Here is a 25,290-nt window from a genome sequence, read left to right on the forward strand (position 1 = left end):
GGGAAGCGCGGTTGAGGCTCAACCGCTAGATAAAGGTTTTTTGATATCTTCCCATTCTAAGAGCTAAGGCATACCTGACGCACCCCGGGTCTGAGCGTGAAGCCCTCGGGGGAATATGACGTTTTATGAAGGATCCGTCGCGTCCCCAGCACCTTCTGCCGCCTCGGTAGCATCCACTTCTGCCGCGAAGGCGAGCGCACCGCGTCGGAACACTCCGGAGGTCAGTGCGTTCACGTGATCGCGGCCGGGCAGGGAGATAAAACGGTTGAGCGGGTTGTCGTCGCGCACCATGTCGTAGAGTTCGGTACCGTCGGCGGCGATGGTGTCCGCGTCGCCGAGCACGACCGCAATGGGCGCGTGCGGATGCGCACCCGGGTGACCTGCCGGCAGGTTCGGGGAGCCGGCGCGTAGGGCGGGCACGTCGAAGAACGGGCCGAAGGGAATCCGCACGAATTTCAGCAGCGCGTCGGGCTGAATGGGGGAACTATCAATAATCGAGGTGAAGGAGGCAACCGCCTCGTCGGTGGAGTCTGCCGCGGGGGTTTCTGCGCTCGCGGAGGCGCTGGTACCTTCGTATGCTTCGAGCATGGCGCGCAGGGTGATGAGATGGTCGTGTAGAGGCAAGCCGCCCAAGGTGAGGGATACGACCGCCTCGGGGTGGGTGAGCGCAAGCTCCCAGCCGATGCGCGCGCCGAATGAGAAGCCGATAACGTGCGCGCGCGGCTGCAATTCAACGCCGAGGTTGTTCTCGGTGGCGACGGTGCGTAGCAGCTGGGCGAGTGCGCTGGTGAGCTGGTGCATGGGGGAGAGGCGCTCACCCTCCGCATTCGTGGAGGGCATGGAGCTGAACGGGATTTCACCGCTCATGACCTGCGTGTGAGTAGGGAGTTTGCAATCAACCGTGAACTGTAGGTCCTTGAGGTATTCGCCTGTGTGGTAGGGCAGGTTGACAACTAGTACAGGGTATCCGGCGCGCAGGTATTGGCGGATCCAGCCGGTACCGCCGTAGAGCTGATCGCCGCGGGTGGCGAAGCCGTGAATCATGAGGGCCGGGAAGCGGCTCTTCAACTGATTCGGCTGGTAGAGGGTGTACTCGAGGCCGGGCAGGCTGACGCTAGGCACGGCGTCATTGGGGGCAGCGGTGGGTACGGCAAAGGGCGCGGGAGAGAGTTCTGCACTGGTCATAGTTCTATCTTAGTGACCAGCGCTGGGTTTCTATCCCGCGCCCTTAACACGTCGAGGCGATATACGCTCAGGTGAGCTGTTGTTTAGTTTTTCTTCGTGTCAGTACCCGAGCCGAAGAGAGCCTCTTGGCTCGGATTGGTGGAAGATGTCGCCTCGGCGGAGGAGCCGGGCTTGGCGGTTGTGTTTGCATCCGTTTTCGCCTGCTGCTTCTTGCCGTTATCGAGGCGCTCCTTACCGTCGGCAACAATGGTGCGAATCATAGCGGTGTTGGTGTCCACCGCCTTCTGCACGCGAGCTACGACGGAGGGCCCTTTCAGCTTGGGGAGCATGCCCTGGCCGGCGGCCTGCTGCTGCAACTCACGCCCGGCAGACATGAGCCGTTCCTGGCGGGCTTTCAACGCACGAGAGGCGGAGGTGCTGCGCGGCTGCACCTTTAGGTGGCCGTGGTCGTCCTCGCCCGCAATGATCTGGCGCATGAGCATGATTTCTGCGTCGAGGTGCGCGCCGAAGAGCAACATGTTGTTCATAATCCAGATGAACAGCAGCATCACGATCACACCACCGATCAGGCCGTAGGTGGCGTTGTACTTGCTGACGTTGTTGGCGTAGAGGGTGAAGCCGAACGCGCCCAGGCCCATGCCGGCCAGCGCGAGCGCGGCGCCGTGGGAGAGCTTCCAGGGTTTGTAGCGGCGCACGTTCGGGGTGGCCGCGTACAGCAGCGTGATGAGGCCGATGGCCATGAGCAGAATCAGGATCCAACGGCCGTTGAGCCAGATGAGCTTGATGAGCTCCATGTCGATGCTTGCGGGCACATACTGGCCGACCATGTCCAGGACGGTGACGCCCAGCAGCATCATCAGAATCATGAGAACCACCAGGATGATGAGCACGGCGGTGACGAACACGTTAATGGGTTTGAGCAGCCAACCGGGTCGACCTTCACGCACACCGTAAACGCGGTTGAGAGCTCGACCGAAGGACCCGGTGTACCCGGAGGCAGACCACAGCGCACTCAGAATACCGGTCAGCAGGACCAGACCCGCACCCTGACCGCTCGTGAGCTGCTTGATGGGGTCTTCCAGAATGCCGTACATCTGAGTGGGGGCGTTGTCCTTCAGGAAAGCGAGAATCGCGGTGGCGCTGTCTTCGCCCTGGCCAAAAATACCGAGCAAGGAGACGACGGCGAGTAGTGCCGGGAAAACCGACAGCACGGTGAAGTAGGTCAGCGCCGCAGCCATGTCGGTGCCGCCGGTGGCGGTGAACCTGTAGAGGGTTCGACGCAGAATGTAGAGGAAGCTACCTCTGGGGAAGTCGCGTAGCTTAACGCTGACGTACTTGGGGTCCGCGGGCTTCGGTTTGCGTGTGAAGAGTCCGCGTCGAGCTCTGGCGGATACGTCGGGATGGGAGGTATCCGTGGGAGAGCTGGTGTGTGCAGCCAAATGGGGCTCCTTGAATGAAGGGGTGAGGTGTACACATGGTTCAGCGATGCGCTGGCACCCCGCACGGTGTAGGTTGAGGCCGCGCCGGGCGCGCGGAAGGGGCGGGAGGAACGAAGAGCCGTCCTTCCCGCCCCTGCGGTGCCATTATAGGGTTTCTGTCGCCTCCCACAATTTACTGGAGATGCAAATATTGGGTGTGCTTGCCCTCCTGACATTACGTTCTGACACGCATGAGGCCCCTCCACGCGGGGTGGAAGGGCCTCATGAATTATGTGCCGAACACTCGACGGGTTACGTGTGACTAGTTGTGGATGCCCAGAACCTTAGCGGTGTGGCCCATCAGCTCGTCAGCCAGCTGCGGGTTATCGTTGAGCTTTACACCGTAACCGGGCACGAGCTCCTTGATGCGCGACTCCCAGCCAGCAATCTTGGAGGGGAAGCACTTGGCCAGCAGGTTCAGCATAATCGGAGCTGCGGTGGAAGCACCCGGGGATGCACCCAGCAGCGCGGCAATCGAACCGTCAGCGGAGGAGACGACCTCGGTACCGAACTGCAGGATACCGCCCTTCTTCGCGTCCTTCTTCATAATCTGGACGCGCTGGCCGGCCTCGATGAGCTCCCACTCGCCGCCGTCAGCCTCGGGGTAGTACTGGTACAGCGACTCGAGGCGGGCTTCCTTGTTCTTGAGCAGTTCGGAGACGAGGTACTTGACCAAATCTAGGTTATCCAGGCCTGCGCGGCTCATCGGGTAGATGTTGTTCAGGCGCAGGGACAGGGGCAAATCCAGCAACGAACCCTGCTTGAGGAAGTTCGTCTTGAAACCCGCGTAGGGGCCGAACATGAGGGCACGCTTGCCGTCAACGTAGCGGGTGTCCAGGTGGGGCACGGACATCGGGGGAGCACCCACGGATGCCTGACCGTAGACCTTTGCGTTGTGCTGGTTTGCGGTGGCCTCGTGGGTGTTGCGCAGGAACAGGCCCGAGACGGGGAAGCCGCCGTAGCCCTTACCCTCCTTGATGCCGGACTTCTGTAGCAGGTGCAGGGCGCCACCGCCAGCGCCGAGGAACACGAACTTCGCATTGATGGTCAGCGGCTCTTCCTTGTTGATGCGGTTAATCGCGTCAACGGTCCAGGAGCCGTTGGATTCACGGTTCAGGTTGGTGACCTGGTAGCCGTAGCGGACCTCGACACCCTTGGACTGCAGGTAATCAATCATGTGCTGGGTGAGCGCACCGAAGTCGACGTCGGTACCCTCGGGAGCCCAGGTGGCGGCGATGGGCTCGTTGCCCTTGCGGCCGTTCACGGTCAGGGGTGCCCATTCGGCGATCTTCTCGCGCTCGGTGGAGAACTCCATGCGCTCGAAGAGCTTCTCCTTGCGGAAAGCGTCGAAACGGGCGGCCAGGTACTTGGAGTGGTCCTCGCCGAAGACCAGGGACATGTGCGGCACCGGGTTGATGAACTCGGTGTTCGGCAGAATCTTTTCTTCAACCAGGGAAGCCCAGAACTGGCGGGACACCTGGAACTGCTCGTTAATGTTCAGGGCCTTGACGGTGGATACGGTGCCGTCAGGACCGGCGGGTGCATAGTTGAGCTCGCACAGTGCCGAGTGGCCGGTACCGGCGTTGTTCCAGGGGTTGGTGGACTCCTGGGCGGCCTTGTCGAGGCGCTCCAGCAGGATGATGTTCCAGGTCGGCTCGAGTTCCTTGAGGAATACGCCGAGGGTGGCGCTCATGATACCGCCGCCCACAAGGACGACGTCGGTTCGTTCAGTATGTGCTACCACTGAATTCTCCCTAGTGTGTGGGTGCCCGGCCTCGGGCACGACAAATAATTGTGGGGTACATCATCTAGCCTACTATCTTTTAGGCGGTGAACTGTAGCTAAAATCCACAAAATATTGGAGAGTGGTGCACCTCATAAACACCGTCTTCTTAGGGTAGAAAAAACCTTAGCTACCGCGGTTTGGCGGGCCACCCCGTGCGGAGGAGCAACCCACCGCGCGCATCGAAAATTATGCCCCGTCGGTATCACCGGCCGCGCAGAGAACCTCCGCTACGACAGACGCAACTTACTGAAGAACTCGATGGCGTTTTGCTCCGTCTGGTAGCCCTGCACGCTGCGGCTCACCGCAACCTTCGAGGTCGCATTCAGCAGAGGAACTGCCGGCATGAACTGGCTGAGTTGAGAAATCACCTTCGCGTACAGCTCACGCTGCGCATCCACCGACTCAGCCGAGTCTGCGGTGCGGATACTTTCCATAATCTGCAGGAAGCTCGGGGAAGCATCCACCGGAACAGGCGTTGCCGAAGGTGAAGGCGTAGGGGTGGGGGAAGGCGAAGCGGAGGCGGACTCCTCCGGGTTTGCTGGGCTGGGTGAGAAGCTCGGTTGCGGGCTCGGGGTTGCCTGAATCCGAATATTTGAATCCGCACCCTCCGAGGATGGCAACTCAGCGGCCTTTACCTTCACCCCGGTCGTCATGCTCTCAGGCGCCTCGGTGACGAGTGAGCGCACCTGCTGCTCGGCAATCATCGGCGCTAGCACCGGACCAAAGAACGCATACGGGTCGCGGTACATGCCGTAAAAGCCCGCCAACGCAATGCCTCGTGTTGAGGACGGCTCATTAACCTTCGCATGGTACTGCTCCCATGCGAGCGGCACAGGCACAATGTTGAGGCCTACTTCGATGAGGGAGGCCACCATCTCGGAGTACACCTTCTGCGGGGTGTCTACCCACGGCAGGGAGACATCGGCGGGATAGTAACACTCAATGACCTGGTTGCTGTACCCGGCCGTGGCCAGTAGCGAACGTGAAAGGTCCTGGTTGCGGTCGGTGTGGTCCTTCGGACGATCGGTCTGAATACGGAACGAGGGGGAGACAAGTGTCTGCGCGTCCGAGGTGCCCTGCGGGTAGTACTGGTGGAGTGCCCCGCGGTCAACAGCGTGAGCAATGGCGCGGCGCACCGAAATGTTCTTGAGTACGGGATGCGCCGTGTTCAGATTCAGGTACACGAGCGAGAACGGGTCGCGGCCCGGGGTCTGATAACCGTCGCGAGCCAGCTGACCCAGGTCAGAGGAATTCACCTGATCGCATGCGTCGATTATTCCCTCGACCAGCGCGAAGTAGCGCTTGTCAGAGGATGTGAGGGTCGAAATCTGAATTTCGTCAATTTGCGGGCGGGCGCCGTCAAAGTGCTCATTCGGGAGCAGTCGCACGGCGCCTTTCTCGGAGGACTCGATTCGGAACGCACCGGTGCCCACCGGAATACCGGTGAGCTTCTGATCGCCGCCAAAGAGTGCGGGGTCGATAATGCCGAAGGCCTGCTGCGTCAGGATACGGCCGAAAGACAGTGAGGGGCGCGAGAGGGTCACGACGACCGCGCCATCCTGCTCCTTGACGGAGGTTACCAGCGGAATGAAGGGGACGGGCTTAGGCTCGGGTTTGGTCGTCTCTGCCTTTGCGTTGGCGTCCTTTTGGGCACCGTGTGACATAGGATCGGTTGACGGAGATGCGGTGCTCTGAGCATCTGCGGTTGCGGAGGCGCTCGCCCCCGCGGTCGGGGAGGCCGTCTCGGATGGGGCGGCGGAGGCGTCTGCCGAGGCTTTCTGCTGCGCGGGCTGCTCCGGCACGCCGAAGCCCCACGCATACAGAGGTTGCGCGGGAACCGCCAGCGCGGCGGTCGCCTCGCCTGTCGCCAGGGCCTGCCAACGCTGGAAATTCTGCACCACAGCTGCGGCTGTCAGTGCTGTGCCGTTGCTGAAATGCACGTTGTCACGCAGAACGAACGTGTGGGTTAGGCGGTCATCTGAAATCTTCCATTCGCGGCAGAGCGAATCAGTTGTCTCGGGAGAACCCGTGTAATGGTCGGCCACGAGCAGGGTCTGCAGAACCTGCGCCGTCACCTGATAGGTGCTCGCGACCGGGGAGAGCGCGGGGTCCAGCTGAACGGGTGCAGCCCCCTGCGCGAAACGAAAAATGCGGCTTGTTGAAACGGCTGAGGAACCCGAATTAGGGTTTGAGGAACCGTTCGATGCGCATGCGGTCAGGGCCGTTCCCGCGCTCAACAGGGCACCAAAACGCAGAATATCGCGGCGGCTCAGACCGCGCGAACCGGCGGTTGCCCGGAGCAACTCGGCGTTTTTGCGGGCCGAAGAGGCACGATGGTTATTCAGCACGGGAGGTCCTCTTTTCCGTAGCGGATGCTTGTATTCAGAATACCGGGTTGAGCCGCGCTCGGGCACTCGCTCGGCTGCAATCTGCGAGAGTAGGGCCACAGGTAGGTGCGGATAGAGACGCGAATAGAACAAACCCGCCGCCACGGTAGTCGTGGCGGCGGGTTCAATGTGAATGTGTGTGCGCGAGGGGGGACTTGAACCCCCACGCCGTAAGGCACAGGAACCTAAATCCTGCGTGTCTGCCAATTTCACCACTCGCGCATGCGGACCTCACCCCGAAGGGATGCGTCAGAGGTCCAAGACTCAAGTCTACACTAGAGACTCCATCTGATGCGAAACGAGTAGCGTGCTGTTCTGATTGTTGCTCCCGGCGTTGTCCGTGGTATGCCGTGCCGAGTGGCAACTCGGCTTTACTTCGGGTCGATGCCCAGGTCACGGCGCAGCTTTGCTACGTGGCCGGTTGCGCGCACATTGTACTGGGCCACAGAGATGACGCCCTGTTTGTCAATCACGAAGGTCGAACGAATCAGGCCTTCGTATACGCGGCCGTAGTTTTTCTTCTCGCCCCATGCGCCGTAGGCCTCGGCTACTGCGTGGTTGGTATCGGAGAGCAACGGGAACGGTAGGGACTCCTTCTCTGAAAAACGGGCAATTGCTGACTGCGAGTCGGGGGAGACGCCCAGCACCACGTAGCCCAGGGACTTCAGCGAGGCCAGGTTGTCTCGAAAGTCGCAGGCTTCTTTTGTGCATCCGGGGGTTGAAGCCTTCGGGTAGAAGTACAGGATAACCTTGTGGCCCGCGTAATTGCTCAGGCTGTGCTCCGTGCCCGATGCGTCGGGGAGGGTAAAAGCGGGGGCTGGGGTGCCCGGCTCAAGACGGATGCTCATGGTGCTCCTCAAAGTGTATGATGTGCGGCGGGAGTACCCGCCCTGATGCTCTACCTCAGTTTAAGGTGTCCCGGTCTCGGGGTGCACCCTGCTTGGGAAAATGATTTGAGGGATGCGCTTACCCCCCTCCCCCCACATGTAATGTGTCGAGAGTCACTAAATATTGAGTTGTGTAAAGCCGCAGAAGCGCGTATAGTATTTTCTTGTTGCAGGGAACGCCGCGAGGCAGACCTGATAATTGAATAAGCGCCTCTAGCTCAATTGGCAGAGCAATTGACTCTTAATCAATGGGTTCTGGGTTCGAGTCCCAGGGGGCGCACATCAAGAAAGATCCCGCTGATTCTTCGGAATCGGCGGGATTTTTGCGTTCCCTGAATTTTATAGATTTTGGCTTGAGGAGTCTAGGGTCGGCTTTGTTTCTGATGGTGCGCGCCGCATGTTTCCTCCGCGCCTACGCAGGGGCACCCGTCACCCGGACGCTCCGCTCTTTCCTCGCTTCGCTGCGGAGAGCGTCCGGGCTGACACCCTGAGGGCGCTTCCGGAAAACGCGGCGCGCTACCGATGCGCCGCCCCGCTCCTCTCCGTGTTCTGTGGTTCAGGGGTTCGCGAAATCCCGCCGGGGTTGCGGTAGATTCGCGGTGGTTTAGTGCGTGCGCCCCGTGCCTAGCGAACTGGGGTGGGGTGGGCTGTCGCGTTTTAGCGTATTGCGTGGTGGCTGAGTGTTTTGCGGGTGGGGAGGGCTGTCGCGGTTTAGTGTGTTGCTTGGTGGTTGGGTGTTTTGCGTGCAGGCACACGAAAGCCCGCCGCAGCTCACAGAACCGCAGCGGGCAAACGCTAAAACTTGTTTACAGGACAGGCCAAATCTGCGTCACAAACTCGCGGAAGTCCTTTACATCCTTACCCTGTTCCAGCAGGCCCGTGCCGTAGCGGGTTGCCACCTCGGCATTGTCTGCAAAGGACAGCGCAAACGCGCTACCGTTTACCGACTCAATCACCACGGAATCCTCGCCTACCGAATAGGCGTGCAGGGCGTTTGTGTTGTCAATTGTGGTGGCCGTGCCTGCTGGGGTTAGCGCAGGCATGTTGATTGGTGCAATCACTACCTCGTCGGGAGAGTCCTGGTAACCAATGATGAAGTGCGTCTGGTCCGGTGACTGGTGCACTGCCAAATCGGGGTTGCGGTATACGGCGTGGCCTGTTGCGTACACCAGGTTGTAGGCACCGTAGTTGATGATTTGCTCGTCAAAGACGGGGTGCATGACGCGTACGAGCTCCTCTGCGGTCAGGAACTCGGGATTCTCGAGAGAGTTGAGGGGGTCGACAACCTCTGCGTACTTACTTGCTTCGGTCAGCTCGTCGGCGACCGGGATATTGGATTCGGTCATAGCTTCAGTCTACCGGGGTAGGGTGGACAGGTCACGGGTTTACGGCGATATTACGCATCATTAATCGGGTGATACGCACCTTTTGTGGATAGTGGAGTGAGATTCATGCAGAATAATACATCTGTGTATCGAGTGTCCACATCATGAAAGATAGGGACTGATATGGGTTGACGTGCAAGCAATCTAGCCTTTACGCCTCTGGAGACTTGACTCACCTCATCTAGAAGAGCACCATAGAAGAGTGAAGAACAGCAATGTTCCAGCGAATTCTACGCCTTGTCGACGTCGCCTAGGGCGCGTGGCAGGGTATATTCACTGCGACTGAGCGCCCCTACCGCTACCACCAACAGCGAGGGGCATTTTTTATAGCTCGGTACCACCGGGCATAGGATGCGTGAGGACCACACAAATCCCACGCAGAACATTGAATATAACGAAGAACCAAAAGACACGAGGCATTTCCATGACCATGGGATTTTCCACTTCTGATGACGCGGCAAACGCTCCTGCAGAACGCATGACCGGTTCTCAGGCAATCGTCCGCACCCTCGAAGATTTGGGTGTGACTGACGTTTTCGGCCTGCCTGGCGGAGCTATCCTGCCGACCTATGATCCCCTGTACGATTCCAAGAAGGTCCGTCACATTCTGGTCCGCCATGAGCAGGCTGCTGGCCACGCAGCTCAGGGTTACGCTGTTTCTAGTGGCAAGACCGGCGTGTGCATCGCAACCTCTGGTCCTGGCGCCACCAACCTGCTGACCGCAATTGCTGACGCAAATATGGACTCCATCCCGCTGGTCGCTATCACCGGTCAGGTACCCACCAGGTTGCTGGGTAGCGACGCATTCCAGGAAGCTGACATTGTCGGTATGGCAATGCCTATTTCTAAGCATTCCTTCATGATTACTGACGCACAGGACATTCCCCGTGCGCTTGCTGCCGCTTTCCACATTGCTTCTACCGGTCGCCCCGGTCCTGTGCTCGTGGACGTCACTAAGGATGCACAGGTTGGCATGATGGAATACCGCGGCATCCCCGAGGACCTTGAACTGCGCGGTTACACTCCCGCAACCCGCGGCCACTCCAAGCAGATTCGCGAAGCCGCTAAGTTCATTACCGAGTCTAAGCGTCCCGTCTTCTACGTTGGCGGTGGCGTGGTGCGCGCAGGCGCATCCGAGGAGCTGTACAAGCTTGCTAAGCTCATTGGCGCTCCCGTTGTTACCACCCTGAACGCTATTGGTGCGTTCCCCGAGTCTGATCCTCAGAACCTCGGTATGCCCGGTATGCACGGTACCGTCCCCGCTGTGGCAGCTATGCAGAAGTCTGACCTGCTGATTACCCTGGGCGCTCGTTTTGACGACCGTGTAACCGGCCAGGTTGACACCTTCGCTCCCGAGGCCAAGGTCATTCACATTGACGTTGACCCCGCCGAGATTTCTAAGATTCGCTTCGCTGACGTTCCGATTGTTGGCGACCTGAAGTACGTACTGCCCGAACTGACTGAGTTGCTCTCCACCGAGTTCGCTCAGGAGCTGCCTAAGCTGGGTGAGTGGTGGAACGAACTGAACGAGATTCGCAAGGATTACCCGCTCGGCTACGAGAAGCCCTCTGATGGCCTGGGCTCGCCCGAGTACGTCCTGGAGCGTATTAGCGCTCTGACCGGTCCCGATGCATACTACGTCACCGGCGTTGGTCAGCACCAGATGTGGGGTGCGCACTACATTCAGCAGGAGAACCCCCGTCACTTCATCAGCTCTGCTGGTCTTGGCACCATGGGTTACGGCGTTCCCGCCGGTATGGGTACCCAGGTGGCACACCCCGACTCCACCGTGTGGATTATCGACGGTGACGGTTGCTTCCAGATGACCAACCAGGAGCTGGCAACCTGCGCCCAGAACGGCATTCCTGTCAAGGTTGCCGTCATCAACAACTCCTCCCTCGGTATGGTGCGCCAGTGGCAGACTCTCTTCTACGATGAGCGCTACTCGAACACCGATCTGAAGGACGGCTACGGCACCGCACGCATCCCCGACTTCGTGAAGCTCGGTGAGGCCTACGGTTGCGCCACCTTCCGTTGCGAGCGTGACGAAGATGTGGACGCCACCATTAAGGCTGCTCTGGAGATTAATGACCGCCCCGTGGTTATTGACTTCACCGTGAGCCCGCACGCACTGGTCTGGCCCATGGTTCCGGCCGGCGTGTCGAACGACAAGATTTGGATTGCGAAGAACACTTCGCCCGACTTTGACCGCGAGGGAGAGAACAAGTAATGTCTCAGCACACCATGTCCGTTCTGGTAGAGGATAAGCCCGGCGTTCTGACCCGCGTCTCCGGCCTCTTCTCCCGTCGACTGTTCAACATCCTCTCGCTGGCTGTCGGTCCGACCGAGAACCCCGGTGTCTCCCGCATCACCGTCGTGACTGAGGGTGACGCTCACACTATCGAGCAGATTACCAAGCAGCTAAACAAGCTGGTGCACGTGCTGAAGGTTGTCGAGTTGCCCGCCGACTCCTCGACTCAGCGTGGTCACATCCTCATTAAGGTGAAGGCTGATGCTGCTGCACGTCTGCAGATTGTTCAGGCTGCTGACCTGTTCCGTGCTTCCGTCATCGACGTCTCTCCCGAGTCTGTGGTCATTGAGGCTACCGGTTCGGCTGAGAAGATTCACGCTCTGCTGGATGTTCTGGAGCCCTATGGTATTCGCGAGATTGTTCGCGCTGGTACCATCGCCCTCTCCCGTGGCCCTCGCGCCATGAGTGAGCGCATCTAACACTCGCACCGCGAGTGTAAAACATTCCCGCATTGGCGGGGAATACATCGGGTATCGCATCGCTTTGACCGGGGAACTGGCGGCGATGCGGTACCCGGCTCTATAGGGTTCGCGAACCTTCCGGATGCTTCAGATGCTGAGAAGTACTCTCGGGAACCCGAAACTAAACAGCTTTCAAGTAAAATAGTGAGTGTTGAGCCCAGCCTGGGCCGCATATCATAAAGTACTTAGGAGAAGAAAAATGGCAGCAACCATTTTCTACAACGACGACGCAGACCTCTCTGTGATTCAGGGCCGCACCGTAGCGGTTATCGGTTACGGCTCCCAGGGCCACGCACACGCACTGAACCTGCGTGATTCCGGCGTGAAGGTCATTGTTGGCCTGCCCGAGGGCTCCAAGTCCCGCGCCAAGGCTGAGGCTGAGGGCCTCCGCGTTGTAACCGTCGCAGAGGCAGCAGCAGAAGCTGATGTCATCATGATTCTGACCCCGGACCAGGTCCAGGCAAAGGTCTACGCAGAGAGCATCGAGCCGAACCTGAAGCCCGGTGACGCACTGTTCTTCGCACACGGCTTCAACATCCGCTTCGGCTACATCACCGCACCTGAGGGTGTTGACGTGGCTATGGTTGCTCCCAAGGGCCCCGGTCACATTGTGCGCCGCGAGTTCGAGGCTGGCCGTGGTGTTCCCGCCCTGGTTGCAGTCGAGAAGGACGCATCCGGCCAGGCACTCGCACTGGCACTGTCCTACGCTAAGGCACTGGGTGCAACCCGTGCAGGCGTTATCAAGACCACCTTCACCGAAGAGACCGAGTCCGACCTGTTCGGTGAGCAGGCAGTTCTCTGCGGCTCCACCTCTCAGCTGGTTCAGTACGGCTTCGAGGTTCTGACTGAGGCTGGCTACCAGCCCGAGATTGCTTACTTCGAGGTTCTGCACGAGATGAAGCTCATCGTCGACCTGATGATTGAGGGCGGCATCGCTAAGCAGCGCTGGTCTATCTCTGACACCGCAGAGTACGGCGACTACGTCTCCGGCCCCCGCGTGATCTCCCCCCAGGTCAAGGAGAACATGAAGGCTGTCCTGGCAGACATCCAGAACGGCAGCTTCGCAAAGCGCTTCATGGACGACCAGGCAGCTGGCGCACCCGAGTTCAAGGAACTGCGCGCCAAGGGTGAGGCACACCCCATTGAGGCTACCGGCCGCAAGCTGCGTAAGCTCTTCGCTTGGAACTCCGTTGACGACGACTACACCGAGGGTTCGGTCGCTCGCTAAGCGGTAGCCCAGCTATAGCTTTCTGATAATCCGGCGTCGCGCCTCTCTTCCTGTGTGGGGGAGGGGTGGGGCGCCGGATTTCTGTCTAACGAGAGTCTGGGAAATCTTCAAACGGCAGATGGGACGCATGTGTGATGCAGTTCATGCTTTCTTGAGTTGCGGATGGGATGGAAAGCGCGTATAGTATTTTCTTGTTGCAGGGAACGCCGCGAGGCGGACCTGATAATTGAATAGGCGCCTCTAGCTCAATTGGCAGAGCAATTGACTCTTAATCAATGGGTTCTGGGTTCGAGTCCCAGGGGGCGCACTTAACAGAAAATCCCGCTGATTCTTTGGAATCGGCGGGATCTTTGCGTTCCCCGAATAAATACAGTTTTTGAGACTTGAGGTGCATATTATCCTCTTTGTTTCGGGTTTCGATGCTTGGAAGACGGTATTCGCCCTTGTTCCTACAGGGGACCCGTCCTCGCTTCGCTTCGGACACCCTGATGTCACTACGGGCGATACCGTCTTTCTCGCTCGGTTACCTGGTGCTGCGGCAGGGGATATATGCACCTCTGCGTGTATCAGTATTCGGGGTGCGCTGCGGTCCTGCCGGGGTTGCGGTAGATTCGCGATGGTTTTGTGTGCGCCCCGTGCCTAGCGAACTGGGGTGGGGGAGGGCTGTCGCGGTTTAGCCTGTTGCCTGGTGGCTGGATGTTTGGGCTGGTGCGCCGTGTTTTCCGGAAGCGCCCTCAGGGTGTCACACGGACGCTCTCCGCAGCGAAGCAAGGAGGGGCGGAGCGTCCGGGTGACGGGTGCCCCTGCGTAGGCGCGGAGGAAACATGCGGCGTGGCAGCCTCCACCCACAAGCAATGAGCCACCGCGTATCAGAGTGTAACCCCGGTGAGAGCCTAGCCTAAGACTGCGGTAAACTGAAAGTTATGACTGCAACTCCGTTCTACATCACCACCGCCATCTCCTACCCCAATGGCAACCCGCACATCGGCCACGCCTACGAAACCATCGCCGCCGACGTGCTGGCCCGCTTCAAGCGCCTCGACGGCTTCGACGTACGCTTCATGACCGGCACCGACGAGCACGGCCAGAAGATGCAGACCACCGCAGAGAAGCTCGGCAAAACCGCCAAGGAACTCGCCGACGAGAACTCCGCACGCTTCAAGGCCATGAACGACGCGCTGAACATCAGCTACGACCGCTTCATCCGCACCACCGACCCCGACCACTACGTCGCATCCCAGGCCATCTGGAAGCGTATGGAAGAGAACGGTGACATCTACCTCGGTAAGTACGCCGGCTGGTACTCCGTCCGCGACGAGGCCTACTACGCAGAAGACGAAACCGAGGTCCGCGACGGCCAGCGTTACGCCATTGCCACCGGCACCGAGGTCGAGTGGACCGAGGAAGAGTCCTACTTCTTCCGCCTCTCCAAGTACGGCGACAAGCTCCTGGAGCTCTACGCCAACGAAGGCTACGTCTACCCCGAATCGCGCCGTAACGAACTCATCTCCTTCGTCAAGGGCGGCCTCAACGACCTGTCCATCTCGCGCACCACCTTCGACTGGGGCGTACCCGTGCCCGGCAACGACAAGCACGTCATGTACGTGTGGGTGGATGCGCTGACCAATTACCTCACCGGCCTCGGCTACCCCGACACCGAGAACGAGCTGTTCACCAAGTACTGGCCCGCCGACCTGCACCTCATCGGCAAGGACATTACCCGATTCCACTCCATCTACTGGCCCGCATTCCTGTGGTCCGCAGGCCTGGAGCTGCCCAAGCGTGTCTTCGGCCACGGCTTCCTGCTCGTCAACGGCGAGAAGATGTCCAAGTCCGTCGGTAACGTCGTCGACCCCGCAAACCTCGTCGACGCCTTCGGCCTGGACGCTGTGCGCTTCTTCCTCATGCGTGAAGTGTCCTTCGGTCAGGACGGTTCCTACTCCGAAGAGTCCATCATTAACCGCATCAACTCCGACCTGGCAAACAACCTCGGCAACCTCGCCCAGCGTTCGCTGTCCATGGTCGCAAAGAACTGCGGCGGTGCAGTGCCCGAGCACGGCGAATTCACCGAGGCAGACCGCAAGATTCTCGACGAGGCGGCTGCCCTCTACGAGCCGGTCCGTGCAGACTTTGACGAGCAGGCATTCCATCGTGCACTCGAGCGCATCTGGACCGTCCTTGCAGACACCAACGCCTACTTCGCAGAGCAGGAGCCCTGGACCCTGCGTAAGAACGGCGAGCTTGAGCGCATGAACACCGTGCTGTACGTGACCCTCGAGGTCGTGCGCCAGGTCGCCCTGCTGTTGCAGCCCGTCATGCCCGACTCGACCGCCAAGCTGTTGACCCTGCTCGGCGTACCGGAAGGCGACGCACGCCAGTTCGCCGCTCTCGGCACCGCGCTCGTGCCCGGCACTGAACTGCCCGCACCCGCACCGGTGTTCCCCCGCTATGAGGCACCCAAGGCGTAACCGTCCGGTTGCCAGACCAACAGCGGCTGGCGCGTGAGATAGCGCCGTAACGGATAGCGTGAGAAAGCCCCCGGCATCCTTACCCCAGATGGGGGAGGAGCCGGGGGCTTTCTGCCTGTAGGTAGGGGGTGGTTTGCGCGCGGGGTAGTAGCCTTGGTTGGGCTACAACTCATCCTTAAGGATGAGGTCCGCGCCCCGCTCAGCCCACCTCATGCTCATTTCAGCCCGAGGAATTAGTGGGGGACTCTGCATCCGTAGATCAAGGCCCGGGGAACACCCACCAAAATCAACCCGGAGGATGAGAAAAACCCTGTAGTCAGCACCATGCTGCGTGAAATAATTGAACCATGACTACGACAACTCCTCACGCACAGACGGCACAGGTTGCCGTCTCCGCACGAAACCTTTCCAAAACCTACGGCATGGGTGAAGCCACCGTCCACGCCCTCAACAACGTCTCCGTTGACTTTGAGCAGGGCAAGTTCACCGCCATTATGGGCCCGTCCGGCTCCGGCAAGTCCACGCTGATGCAGACCATCGCAACACTGGACACCCCCGACCCGAACCCGGCAACCTCCATCCGTATTGGCGGTACCGAGCTCTTCGGCCTGAAGGACAACGCCCTCACTGAATTCCGCCGCGAACACATCGGCTTCATCTTCCAAGCGTTCAACCTGGTGCCCACCCTCACCGCGGGCCAGAACATTGACCTGCCCCTGGGCCTGGCCGGTAAGAAGCCCGACCCGCAGTGGCGCGACTACCTGGTCAAGACCCTCGGGTTGGAAACCCGCCTCGACCACCGCCCCGAACAGCTCTCCGGCGGTCAGCAGCAGCGCGTCGCCATCGTGCGCGCCTTGCTTGCACGCCCCGAGGTGGTCTTCGCCGACGAACCGACCGGTAACCTCGACTCCAACTCCGGCGCCGAGGTGCTGCGCCTGCTGCGTGCCGCCGCAACCGACCACGCACAGACCATCCTCATGGTCACCCACGACGCAAACGCCGCCTCCTACGCAGACCGCGTGGTCTTCATCAAGGACGGCATGGTCGCCGGCGAAATGATCGAACCCACCTACGACGCCGTCCTCGGCGCAATGGCACAGCTGGAAGGTCGATAAGCCGTGGCAACCACACTGAACACGGTGGCGCGATCCAATCTGCGCGCCTCCAAAGGAAAATACATCCTCACGGGTATAGGCATCGCGATCTCATCCTTCTTCATCGCCGCCATTATGATGCTCACCAACTCGCTGCAGGCGACCGTCAACTCCTCCGTTGGTGACGTGCTCTCCCGCACCGAGGCGGTCGTCGTCTCCGCCGCCACAACCAGCGACGGTCAAGACAGCACCTCTATCTACCTGACTCGTGACCAGATTCAGAAGGTAGAAAAGAGCGACCTGCTCTCCGGCTACTGGGTGCAGTACGCCGTTGCCGGTACTCTCGGCACCGGCGATCAGAAAACCCAGGTGCAGTACGACCAGCTGCCCGCCGACTCGAGCCTCTTCCCGTACAAGGTGCAGGGCAAAATCCCCAGTAGCGACCACGAAATCATGGTCTCCACCTACTTCGCGAAGGAGCACAACCTTTCGCTGAACGGCAAGGTCACCAGCACCGACGTTGTGGAATCTGTCAGTGCCCCCGGTACCGACAAGACCGCCGAATATACCGTCGTCGGTCTGTTCGACCCCGGTTTTGAAGGCTCCACCACCAACCGGGCTGTCTTCATTGGTGGCACCAGCCTCGGCGAAGCCGCCCTGAAAGCAGCCGAGACAGAAAACAAGAGTTCCGTGGCAGGCCACCGAAGCATGGCTGGCGCGAACCTCATCTACCTCAAGTTCAAGGATGGCGTAACCGACGCCAAGCTTAAGAGCCTGCAGGATACCCTCAGCAGCGGCGACACCAAGAACGACCCGCGCGTGATGACCGGTCAGAAGCTGCTGGAGGACTACCAGAAGACCATCTCCACGGTCTTCACCTCCATTAGCGTGATCCTGGGCGCCTTCGCAGCGCTGGCTCTGCTGGTCTCCTCGTTCGTCATCTCCAACACTTTCGCGGTGCTGGTCGGCCAGCGCATCCGTGAACTGGCTCTGCTGCGCACCCTCGGTGCCCGCGGCGGCTCCCTCGTACGGATGCTACTCGTTGAATCCATTACCGTGGGTGTGGTGTTCTCCCTCATCGGTGCGTTGCTGACCTTCCCGGTCGGCATGCTGGTGGGAAGCATGGTTTCGACCATCATGATTTCCTACTCAGTCACCCCGGTGATTATCAGTACCCTGATCTGCACCATCGTGACGGTGCTCGCGTCGCTCTCCCCGGCACGAAGCGCCCTGCGCATCTCGCCCATTAGCGCGATGAGCGAGCACACCAACCTTGAGGTGCGCAAGCCCGGCAAGGTCGGCCCGATCCTGGGTCTGGTCTTCGGTGCCGCAGGTATCGGCCTGGCTATGCTGGCTCAGAACCAGGGTTCCGGTGAGGGTGCCGGCAATAAGGCCATTGCCTTCATGATGGGGGCCGCACTGCTGCTCGGTATTGCGGTCTTCCTCCTCACCCCGCTGGTACTGCCCCCGCTGGTACGTGCCCTCGGCACGGTCACCCGCACCCAGACCGGCAAGCTCGCGCTCGCCAACGCGCTGCGTTCGCCCAAGCGCACCGTCTCCACCGGCCGCGCTGTGCTGGTGGGTACCCTGGTCGTGTCGACTGTGCTGACCGGTTACTCGGTGCTGAGCGCCTCGCTGACCAAGGCTCTGGATCAGCAGTACCCGATTTCTGCGCAGGCGAAGTACAGCTCGTACGACCAGTCTGAGGCTGCCTCCACCGTGACCAAGGCGGAGGGAATCGCCTCCAAGGTCAAGGGTATTAAGAACGTTCAGGCATCCGCCGTCGGTTACGCAGCCGGTGTGGTTGACTACACCGTCGAATACGAGGGGCAGAGCGCCAACCAGAATTCCGACCTGGTGGCGCTGAGCTCCTCCGATTTGAAGGCAATCTTGCCGGGTGAAAACTCGAACCTTGCGGATGACACCGTGCTCGTGCCGCAGGGCCTCTGGAAGTCCGCTGGATTGAATGAGTCCAGCCGTCTGAAGGCACACGGCCCGCTCGGCGAAGTGGAACTCAAGCCCGTCAAGTCCGAAACCAAGCAGAACCTGCTGATTGTCAACCCTGCCACGGCCGCCAAGTTGCAGGACGCCAAGAACCCGCAGAAGGTTGCCAACCCTGCCGCTGAGGAAGCTCAGAAGCGCATGGAAGAAGCAATCGCCAGCGGTGACAAGGAGGCTCAGACGAAGGCAGCTCATCTGACCGTCACCAGCCAGGCAACCGGTAACGACACCGTTGTTCTGGTGCGCGCCGCCTCCCCGCTGACCAGTAGCGAGAACGCGACCCTGCAGGCTGACCTGAACCGAGCCAGCCCGGACAGCTCCTTCACCGGTGGCTTGCAGGAACGTCAGACCTACGACCAGATACTGACCGTTATGCTGACCTTCACCCTGGTGATGCTCATGCTCGCAGTGGTCATCTCCATCATTGGTGTGGCGAATACGATGACCCTGTCGGTCAACGAACGCCGCCGCGAGAACGCGATGCTCCGCTCGCTGGGTCTGTCCCGCAAGCAGCTGCGCCGCATGATTTCCATTGAGGCGATTCTGATTACGCTCGCCGCAGTGGTGCTCGGTATGGTTTCCGGTGCGGTGATTGGTAGCCTCTCTGCGCAGATTATTATGTCTTCCATGAGTGCTTCCGCCCCGCTCGTGCTTGACCTGCCGTACGTCTGGTACGTGGTCATCCTCGTTGTGGGTGTGCTCGCCGCGATGCTCGCTTCGGCTCTGCCGGCGGCTCGTTCGGCTCGCATGTCCCCGGTTGAGGGTATGCGCGGCTAACAACCAAATATAGGATGTGAGAAAGTGAAGCCCCGGAGGGTGCCCCCGATAAGGGGATGCGCCCGCCGGGGCTTCACTGTGTCCTCTAGTCTGCCGTGCTCTCTATTCTGCTGTGTCCTTATATAAGGGAGCGCTAGTGGGCGATACCCGCCTCATACGCCATAATGACCGCCTGCACACGATCACGCGCACCCAACTTCGCCAACACATGCGACACATGCGTCTTCACCGTCGCCTCCGAAAGCACCAACTCCCGCGTAATCTCCGCATTCGACAAGCCGCGCGCAATCAAACCCAGCACCTCAAACTCACGCGGCGACAACTGCTCAATCAACTCACGATGCGGATAATCCTGCACAGGCTCAAAGCTTGCATGCTCAGCCGGAATAAACGTCGCCTTAGGAAGCTCAGAACCAGCAGTCGGGGGAGTAGCCTGCACAGACTTGGTGGTAGATACAGACTCGGCAACAGGAGCAGACGGGGCGGCAGGAGCGGGGGAGTCCAACACCGGAATCATATGCTCCAGCAGGCGGCGAGTCGCCGACGGCGCAATCACCGCATCGCCGCGGTGCACTGTACGAATCGCCTCCAGCAGCTGCTCCGGCGGAGTGTCCTTCAACAAGAAACCGCTCGCACCCGCACGCACCGCCGAATACACGTACTCATCAATATCGAAAGTCGTGAGCATAATAATGCGCACCCGCTCATCCTCGGAAACTTCACGCTCGCCGTCACGCTCCAGGATGCGGCGCGCCGCCTCCAGGCCGTCGCAGTGCGGCATGCGCACATCCATGAGGATGACCTGCGGCGCCTGCCCTTCAGAGACCATGCGGTCAAAAACGTCAATAGCCGCCAGTCCGTCGTCAGCTTCCATGACGACCTGCAGGTCCGGCTGGGAGTTGACGAGCATGCTCAAGCCGCCGCGTACTAGGCGCTGGTCGTCAACGAGCATCACGCGGATCGGCTGGGTGGTCTGTGGTGCGGAAGAGTACATAGTTTCAATCCTAGATCACGAGGTGGTAGAGGGCACGGGTATTAGAGGTCGCGGTAGGGTAGCGCCGCCTCAACGAGCCAGCCGCCGTCGGGCTGCAGACCGTAGGTGAGGGTGCCGTGGTAGAGGGCGATGCGCTCGCTCATGCCGCGCAGACCGTTGCCGCTACCGGGTACCGGGCGGGCAATGTGCTGAGCCGCGGCAGAGGAAACCGGGTCGTTATGTACCCGCAAGTGCAGACCGTCCTCACTCCAGTGAATGGTGACGGTGGTTGCCGCGCCGGAGGAGTGCTTGAGCGCGTTGGTGAGCGCCTCCTGCACGGTGCGGTAGGCCGCAAGTTCTGCACCCTGCGGTAGGGTGCGCGTCATCGTGCCGGTGATTCCGGTGAAGGTGACGGGTAGTCCGGCGCGGCGGCTCTGCTCCACGAGGGCGGGCACATCGTTGAGGGTGGGCACTGGCGCGTAGGCGGTTGCCTCGTCCGTGCGGAGTAGCCCGAGTAGGGAACGCATCTGCGTGAGCGAGTCGCGTGCCGTGTCTGCGATGAGTTCGAGGGTCTGCTCCGCAATATCCGGTTCGCTCTGCTGCTGAGCCTGACCCGGCTGCTCTGCCTGCTGGGCGCGTGCGGTGCGGGCGCTCGCGGCGGCGTAGCGTGCTCCGTCCGCCTGGGAAATAATGCTGGAGAGCGAGTGCGCCACGATATCGTGCATTTCACGGGCGATGCGGGTGCGTTCATCCTGCGCGGCGAGGCGGCGTTCCTGTTCCTGCTCGTATTCGAGACGGCGGGCGCGTTCTTTGAATTCTTCGCTGCGTAGTTCACGCATGCGGCGGGAGTCGCCGAGGAACCAGAAGACGGTGAAGATGGATCCGCAGAGCACACCGAGCATCAGGGAGATGAAGATGCGGGCGGGTATGTCGTCCCAGTGGTAGAGGAGTGAGAGTGATGCCTGCACGGTGACGGCGAGTGCGCCGACCCAGCCGAGAATGAGGGCGCGGAAGCGGGCGCGGCGGGTCCAGTGCCTGCCGGTGTGGTAGGCGGCGAGGCTGACCGGCGGGTAGCAGGTGATGACGAGTGAATCGGGGAAGGGGACCACGAGAGTGAGACAGAGCGCCGCGATGACCACGTAGATGCTGCCGTAGGGGAAGCGGTAGCGGAAGTAGAGCGCGGTGGTGCTGCAGAGCGCGGAGATGAGCGGGATCCAGCCGTAGCCGTTGATGAAGGCAACGGAGAGCACGCAGCAGAAGAACTGCATGTGCGCGACGACGATGAAGTTCATCCAGCCGCGTTTGTCTCTGAGGTAGCTTTGTACGCGGCTGGAGGCGGTGATGGCGTCGGCGGGCAGGTTGTTGCTTTCTGAGCTGCCGCGGGTATGCGTTACGGCGTGGCCTGATTCGGCTGTCTCTGTGCTGTGCTGTGGGTTCTTCGGGGGTTGGGGGTGCTTGAGGGGCATGGTTCTAGTGTATCGGGGGTGTTTGTGAGGGATTGGGATCTTCTTTTTTGCTCTCACGTGCAGGAACATTCTGTGGGTTTGTGTGTGGGGGTGTGTGCTTGCGTGTGTGCGACACGCCAATATACGGGATTATTTATGAGGTTCGCCACAATAAATCGGATTTTTCTCTCAATCACCGCTTGAGAGTTTGGGGTTATATGGGGTTTGAATTTAGATGCCTACCTTTGAAAACTTTCTTAAGTAACCTATTTGGGTTGAAAAACCTTCAAGCTTAACGGAGGGTTTTGATTAAAGCCCCTCATCGGGGGTCTATTGAAGGCCATTGCGGGGGTTGGATTTGGTGAGTATAGTTTTACCTGTATCGTCACCCGGCGTGTAGAGGATTGAGCCTAGTGGGCATACCAAGCCTCCTGTAGGGCGCTCCCACGCGGAACGGTGCAACATTATGTCGTTATCACCATGGGTTTGGCTTAAGCTGACTCGCTCACTCGACTTGTCTCAAGTGATGTTTTTCGCCGCGCACTACACGGCGGGTGATAACTCTTATTCCTCAAATGACATCACTCTCGAAGGACATATATGTCTACTAATATTTCTCGCCGCAAGGTTGTTGCTGGAGCAGCGTGGGCTGCTCCTGTTGTTGCAGCATCTGCTGCGGTTCCCGCATTTGCTTCCTCCACCGTGTGTGAGTGGGAGTCCAGTGCTGCATACTCCGTTGCAGGCACTTCTGCAGGCGCTAAGGATACTACCTCTTTCGTTGTTCCCGCACTGGTCGACAAGATTAAGTTCGAGGTCGTCGGTGGTGCTGGTGGTACTAACTATGACGATATGGCAGCAGGTTCCGGTGCTAAGGTTACCGGTGAAATTTCCGTGAGGGCTGGCCAGACTGTTCAGCTTATCGGCGCAGCCGGTGGTATCGGTAACGGCCCCCTGACCGCAGCTGAGGGTGGTGAGGGCTACGGTAACGGTGGTTCCTCCAACCTGCCTACCCCGATTCCCAGCAGCGTCATGCAGCAGGTCAACACTATTTGGCCCGCTAACTCCCCGCTGAAGCGTGTTACCTACTCCGCTTCCGGTGGTGGCTCCTCCGCTCTGGTCATCGACGGCACCCCCGTTGCTGTTGCAGGTGGCGGTGGCGGCGCTGGCTTCATCAACAACGGTGGCGCTAACAACAACCCCAAGTACATGGAACCTGGCGCAGTGACCGCTTCCTGGCAGTGGCCCCAAGGTGCAAAGCGCAACGGCAACATCATCTTCGGTTCCACCGGTGGTTCCGCTGATGGTGCATCGGGTTCGGCAGGTCTTGAAGGCTTCGGTATCTACGATGCTGACAGCTCCATCAGGGAAACCGTTGAGGCCGGTGAAGGTGGCGCAAACGGTATCGGTGGTAACGGCGGCGCCAAGACCGCTCTGCACACCGGCAAGTCCCCGAACGGCGTTCTGGGCTTCTCCTCCGCTAACAACCAGGAGATTTACCAGTCCTCCAAGTCCGGTAACAACGGTGGCTCCGGCTTCGCCGGTAACGGTGGCGACGGTGTGGCATCCTACTCCTACCTGATCGACAACAACGATCGCACCAAGAAGGAAGTTGGTACTCACAACGGTTCTACCTACGCCCTTGAGTACTCCTCCATCGGTTTCAACTTCAACGGCTACGAGTCGGTTATCTCCGCAGGTGGTGGCGCAGGCTACGGTGGCGGTGGCTCCGGTGCTTCCAGCTCCTCCTCCGCTATCGTTGTAACCCAGAAGTGGAACAACAACCCCACCGGTCTTCGCCAGAACGTCTCCTTCGGCCAGCTCGGTGGCGGCGGTGGCGCAGGTGGCTCCTACGTTGCTCCCGGTGTGTCCGGCGGTAACATTACCTCCGCAGGTAACGCTCCGACCGCTCGTAGCACCCGTGGTAACGGCTACGTCAAGGTCACCCTCTGCAAGCGCACCGCGTAATTGCATAGACCTTTAGAGCTCTCACTCTGAGTGAGAACTCATAATGATATTCCTCGGCTGATGATTCAGCCGGGGAATATTGTTTTAACCAGCAGCGGCTGGGCACCCCAGATTTCAGGCCCCAGAAGCCAGGGAACGCAGGGTCAAGCCAGAAGGGTAGGGGAGTAGCAGGGCAGGAGCAGCAGCTACTCAGGTACCGCCTAACCCCGAGCATGTCTAGCCCAGAGTCTGAGAACCCTCCCGCGCACCCTACCGCCTGCCCGGCTGCGCGTACTACGGTAGAGGCATGACTGAAGCACGTAGCATCGACCTCGCCGTCATCCCCGGCGACGGCATCGGCCCCGAAATCATTACCGAAGCCCAGCGCATCCTCACCCGCGCCTGCGAGCTCGAAAACATCACCGTCAACCCCACCCACTACAAGCTCGGCGCCGAGCACTGGCTGGAAACCGGTGAAACCCTGCCCGACTCCACCATGGATGCCCTCAAGCAGCACGACGCCATCCTCTTCGGCGCTATCGGTGCAGACCCTCGCAGCGGCAAGATTCCGTCCGGCCTCATCGAACGCGAAATGCTCCTGAAGTTGCGCTTCGCCTTTGACCACTACATTAACCTGCGCCCCTCCCGCCTGTACCCCGGCGCAGTGTCCCCGCTCGCCAACCCCGGCAACATCGACTTCGTCGTCGTGCGTGAGGGCACCGAAGGCCCCTACATCGGCAACGGCGGAGTGATTCGCCAGGGCACCCCGCACGAAATCGCCACCGAAGTCTCCCTCAACACCGCACACGGAGTGGAGCGCCTGGTCCGCTACGCCTTCGAGCTGGCATCCACCCGCCGCAAGAAGGTCACCCTCGTGCACAAGACCAACGTGCTCACCCACGCCGGCCGCCTCTACAACCGTTACTTCACCGAAATCGCGGCTGAATTCCCCGAGGTCGAAACCGACTACCTGCACATTGACGCGACCACCATCTTCATGGTCACCGATCCCGCCCGCTTCGACGTGATCGTGACCGATAACCTCTTCGGCGACATCATCACTGACCTGGCCGGCGCGGTTACCGGCGGTATTGGCTACGCGGCCAGCGGCAACATTAACGCCGTCGGCGAGTTCCCCTCCATGTTCGAGCCCGTACATGGCTCCGCACCGGACATCGCCCGCCAGAACAAGGCCAACCCTACCGCCGCAATCCTCGCCGGCGCAATGCTGCTGCGTCACCTCGGCCACGATGCCGCCGCAGCCCGCATTGAAGACGCTGTCGAGGCAGATATGCGCGAAAATGGCGCGACCGTGCGTGGAACCGACCAGGTCGGTGCGGACGTGCTCGCACGCCTCGGCTAAAATTACTCGGCTAAAACATACTTGGCTAAAAGCACCCGTAGCGTGCGTGCTGAGTGAGCTATGCTAGCGACATGCGCTCACGAGGCACAAAACCTCAGAAGCCCGGAAGGAACGCTC

At 60.2% G+C, this 25,290-nt stretch carries 16 protein-coding genes and 3 tRNA genes; 10 read left to right on the forward strand and 9 right to left on the reverse strand.

Annotated elements, in window-relative coordinates:
* Positions 1-123: 123 nt before the first annotated feature.
* The 6 genes from JX292_RS07210 to bcp form a co-directional block, all read right to left on the reverse strand.
* Positions 124-1,185 carry an alpha/beta fold hydrolase gene (locus JX292_RS07210; RefSeq protein WP_204863045.1) on the reverse strand — a complete coding sequence of 354 codons (1,062 nt, stop codon included), beginning with the start codon at positions 1,183-1,185 and terminating at the stop codon, positions 124-126.
* Between the two features lie 83 nt (positions 1,186-1,268).
* The gene (locus JX292_RS07215; protein WP_204863046.1) at positions 1,269-2,624 is read right to left on the reverse strand and encodes a YihY/virulence factor BrkB family protein; all 1,356 of its coding nucleotides are present in this window, start codon (positions 2,622-2,624) and stop codon (positions 1,269-1,271) included.
* 301 nt (positions 2,625-2,925) lie between these two features.
* Entirely contained in the window at positions 2,926-4,407 is a 1,482-nt protein-coding gene (locus JX292_RS07220; RefSeq protein WP_204863047.1) for a malate:quinone oxidoreductase, read from the reverse strand.
* A 269-nt stretch (positions 4,408-4,676) separates the two neighbouring features.
* On the reverse strand, positions 4,677-6,797 hold the full coding sequence (locus JX292_RS07225) for an ABC transporter substrate-binding protein (protein WP_204863048.1): 2,121 nt from the start codon (positions 6,795-6,797) through the stop codon (positions 4,677-4,679).
* Between the two features lie 179 nt (positions 6,798-6,976).
* Positions 6,977-7,058 (reverse strand) — tRNA-Leu (locus JX292_RS07230).
* Positions 7,059-7,207: 149 nt separating this feature from the next.
* A complete protein-coding gene (gene bcp, locus JX292_RS07235) occupies positions 7,208-7,684 on the reverse strand; it encodes a thioredoxin-dependent thiol peroxidase (protein WP_204863049.1) in 477 nt (158 codons plus the stop codon).
* 246 nt (positions 7,685-7,930) lie between these two features.
* On the opposite strand from bcp, the gene JX292_RS07240 reads away from it, so the two are divergent.
* Positions 7,931-8,003, forward strand: a tRNA-Lys gene (locus JX292_RS07240).
* Positions 8,004-8,529: 526 nt separating this feature from the next.
* Here the strand turns inward: JX292_RS07240 and JX292_RS07245 are convergent.
* Complete coding sequence (locus JX292_RS07245) at positions 8,530-9,069, reverse strand: hypothetical protein (protein ID WP_204863051.1); 540 nt, start codon at positions 9,067-9,069, stop codon at positions 8,530-8,532.
* 463 nt (positions 9,070-9,532) lie between these two features.
* Between JX292_RS07245 and JX292_RS07250 the strand changes: the two genes are divergently transcribed.
* From JX292_RS07250 to JX292_RS07280, 7 genes are all read left to right on the forward strand, one after another.
* Positions 9,533-11,338 carry an acetolactate synthase large subunit gene (locus JX292_RS07250; protein WP_204863052.1) on the forward strand — a complete coding sequence of 602 codons (1,806 nt, stop codon included), beginning with the start codon at positions 9,533-9,535 and terminating at the stop codon, positions 11,336-11,338.
* Positions 11,338-11,838, forward strand: a complete 501-nt coding sequence (gene ilvN / locus JX292_RS07255; RefSeq protein WP_204863055.1) for an acetolactate synthase small subunit — start codon at positions 11,338-11,340, stop codon at positions 11,836-11,838. Before JX292_RS07250 ends, ilvN begins: the two co-directional genes overlap by 1 nt.
* 241 nt (positions 11,839-12,079) lie before the next feature.
* The gene (ilvC, locus tag JX292_RS07260; RefSeq protein ID WP_204863057.1) at positions 12,080-13,108 is read left to right on the forward strand and encodes a ketol-acid reductoisomerase; all 1,029 of its coding nucleotides are present in this window, start codon (positions 12,080-12,082) and stop codon (positions 13,106-13,108) included.
* Between the two features lie 234 nt (positions 13,109-13,342).
* Positions 13,343-13,415: transfer RNA gene (locus tag JX292_RS07265), tRNA-Lys, on the forward strand.
* A 616-nt stretch (positions 13,416-14,031) separates the two neighbouring features.
* Positions 14,032-15,576 (forward strand): methionine--tRNA ligase, encoded by a 1,545-nt coding sequence (gene metG, locus JX292_RS07270; RefSeq protein ID WP_204863059.1) that lies wholly within the window; start codon positions 14,032-14,034, stop codon positions 15,574-15,576.
* Positions 15,577-15,923: 347 nt separating this feature from the next.
* Positions 15,924-16,691, forward strand: coding sequence for an ABC transporter ATP-binding protein (locus JX292_RS07275; protein WP_005507396.1), 768 nt, complete (start codon positions 15,924-15,926; stop codon positions 16,689-16,691).
* Positions 16,692-16,694: 3 nt separating this feature from the next.
* Complete coding sequence (locus JX292_RS07280; RefSeq protein WP_204863061.1) at positions 16,695-19,448, forward strand: ABC transporter permease; 2,754 nt, start codon at positions 16,695-16,697, stop codon at positions 19,446-19,448.
* 133 nt (positions 19,449-19,581) lie between these two features.
* Here the strand turns inward: JX292_RS07280 and JX292_RS07285 are convergent, their stop codons facing one another.
* Together JX292_RS07285 and JX292_RS07290 are read right to left on the reverse strand one after the other, a co-directional pair.
* Positions 19,582-20,442, reverse strand: a complete 861-nt coding sequence (locus tag JX292_RS07285) for a response regulator (RefSeq protein ID WP_204863063.1) — start codon at positions 20,440-20,442, stop codon at positions 19,582-19,584.
* Between the two features lie 41 nt (positions 20,443-20,483).
* On the reverse strand, positions 20,484-21,887 hold the full coding sequence (locus JX292_RS07290) for a histidine kinase (protein ID WP_204863065.1): 1,404 nt from the start codon (positions 21,885-21,887) through the stop codon (positions 20,484-20,486).
* Between the two features lie 579 nt (positions 21,888-22,466).
* Here JX292_RS07290 and JX292_RS07295 point away from each other — a divergent pair.
* Both JX292_RS07295 and JX292_RS07300 read left to right on the forward strand, forming a co-directional pair.
* A complete protein-coding gene (locus tag JX292_RS07295; protein WP_204863067.1) occupies positions 22,467-23,831 on the forward strand; it encodes a hypothetical protein in 1,365 nt (454 codons plus the stop codon).
* A gap of 286 nt (positions 23,832-24,117) precedes the next feature.
* Complete coding sequence (locus tag JX292_RS07300) at positions 24,118-25,173, forward strand: 3-isopropylmalate dehydrogenase (RefSeq protein WP_204863069.1); 1,056 nt, start codon at positions 24,118-24,120, stop codon at positions 25,171-25,173.
* The last annotated feature ends 117 nt before the right edge of the window (positions 25,174-25,290 follow it).

The sequence above is a fragment of the Rothia mucilaginosa genome, from assembly GCF_901875305.1.
In the GTDB taxonomy this organism is placed as follows: Bacteria; Actinomycetota; Actinomycetes; order Actinomycetales; family Micrococcaceae; genus Rothia.